Source organism: Actinosynnema sp. (assembly GCF_052038725.1).
The window spans coordinates 1-2,302 of sequence record NZ_JBQGCX010001237.1 but is presented as its reverse complement, the minus strand read 5'-3'; the positions used below and the strand labels follow the sequence as shown (position 1 = coordinate 2,302).

Annotated in this window: 1 protein-coding gene; it reads left to right on the top strand. The window is 76.9% G+C overall.

Annotated elements, in window-relative coordinates; all coding sequences use genetic code 11:
- Positions 1-33 precede the first annotated feature (33 nt).
- Positions 34-2,302, top strand: a 2,269-nt coding sequence (locus ACTUAL_RS26080; RefSeq protein ID WP_440902100.1) for an acyltransferase domain-containing protein, incomplete at its 3' end; no start/stop codon positions are given.

The window sequence follows — 2,302 nt, the reverse complement described above, 5'->3', positions numbered from 1 at the left end:
CGCTCGATCGCCGCCGGGACCCCGCTGCCGTCCGTGGAGTCCGGGGTCGCGAGCAGCGGCCTGTCCGCGTTCCTGTTCACCGGGCAGGGTTCCCAGCGGGCGGGGATGGGGCGCGGGCTGCGCGAGGCGTTCCCGGTCTTCCGCGAGACGTTCGAGGTGATCTGCGGCCACTTCGACCCGCTGCTCGACCGCCCGCTCGACCAGGTCGTGCTGGGCGACGACCAGGAGCTGCTGGACCGCACCGGGTACAGCCAGCCGGCGATCTTCGCGTTCGAGGTGGCGCTGTACCGGCTGCTCGAGTCCTGGGGCGTGCGACCGGACTTCCTGGCCGGGCACTCCATCGGCGAGATCGCCGCCGCGCACGTCGCGGGCGTGCTCTCGCTGGTGGACGCGTGCAAGCTCGTCGCCGCGCGCGGCAGGCTGATGCAGGCCCTGCCGCCCGGCGGCGCGATGCTCGCCGTCGAGGCCGCGGAGGAGGAAGTCCTCCCGCTGCTGGACGAGCGGGTCAGCATCGCCGCCGTCAACGGACCCACCTCGGTGGTCGTGTCCGGCGCCGAGGACGCGGTCGGGCAGGTCGCCGCCGCGCTGGAAGGCCGCCGCAGCAAGCGGTTGCGCGTCTCGCACGCCTTCCACTCGCCGCTCATGGAGCCGATGCTCGCGCAGTTCCGGGAGGTCGCCGACAAGATCGCCTACCACGAGCCGGTGATCACCGTCGTGTCCACCGTGACCGGCGCGCCCGCCACCGGCGGCGACCTGGTCACCGCCGACTACTGGGTGCGGCACGTGCGCCAGGCCGTCCGCTTCGACGACGCCTTCGGCGCGCTGGAGTCGGCGGGCGCCACCAGGTTCGTGGAGGTCGGCCCGGACGGCGTGCTCACCGGCCTCGCCGCCGACCGCACCACCGCCACCCTCGTCCCGGCCCAGCGCAGGGGCCACGACGAGGCCACCACCGCCGCCACCGCGCTGGCCAGGCTGCACGTCACCGGCGCGTCGGCGGACTGGACCGCGTTCTACGCCGGTCGCCGCGCCGGTCGCGTCGACCTGCCCACCTACGCGTTCCAGCGCAGGCGCTACTGGATGGACGGCTCCACCGAGGGCGGCGACGTCACCTCCACCGGCCTGCGCGCCACCGCGCACCCCCTGCTGGCCGCCACCACCACCCTCCCCGGCACCGGCGGCCTGCTCGCCACCGGCCTGCTCTCCCGGCACGCCCACCCGTGGCTGCTCGACCACGCCGTCGGCGGCGCGGTCCTGCTGCCCGGCACCGGGCTGGTCGAACTCGCCCTCCAGGCGGGCAAGCGGGTCGGCTGCGGCGCGCTGGCCGAGCTGACCCTGCACGCGCCCCTGGTGCTGCCCGAGGACGACGGGGTCAGCGTCCAGGTCAGCGTCTCCGCCCCGGACGCGAACGGCCACCGCGCGGTCACCGTGCACGGCCGGGAGCAGGACGCGGCCGACGACGACCCGTGGACCACGCACGCCGAGGGCGTCCTGGTCCCCGACGCGCCGGAGCCGGGCGTCGCGCTCGGCGAGTGGCCGCCGCCCGGCGCCACCGAACTGGACGTCGACGGCCTCTACCCGGAGATGGCCGAGGCCGGGCTGGTGTACGGCCCGGTGTTCCAGGGCCTGCGCCGGGTCTGGCAGGCCGGGGACGACGAGCTGTTCGCCGAGATCGCCCTTCCCGGCGGCGCCGCCGCCGACGCCCGCGGGTTCGGCCTGCACCCGGCCGCGTTCGACGCCGCCGTCCAGGCCATCGGCCTGCTGCGCGGCGCCGACGCGCCCACCGCGCTCCCGTTCACCTTCTCCGGCGTCGCCCAGCACGCCGAGGGCGCGGGCGCGCTGCGGGCCAGGATCACCCTGCTCGGCCGGGACGAGGCCGCGCTGGAGCTGGCCGACGACACCGGGTCCCCGGTGGTCTCGGTGCGCTCGCTGGCGCTGCGCCCCTTCACCGGCCGCACCGCCCCGCGCAGTGACGCCCTGCACCACCTGGACTGGGTCCCCGCGCGGGTCACCGCCGAACCGGTCACCGGCCGCTGGGCCCTGCTCGGCGGCGACGACCTGCGCGTCGGCGCGGCGCTCAAGGCGCAGGGCTGCGAGGTGGAGGCGCACACCGACCTGACCGCCCTCGGCCACGCCACCGACGACACGGCCGCGCCCGACGTGGTCGTGGTCCAGTTCGCCCCCGGCGGCCCGCTCGACGCCGCCGCCGTCCAGGCCGCCGCCCACCGCGCGCTCGCCACCCTCCAGGCGTGGCTGGCCGAACCCCGCCACGCCGCGTCCCGGCTGCTCGTGCTCACCGCGGGCG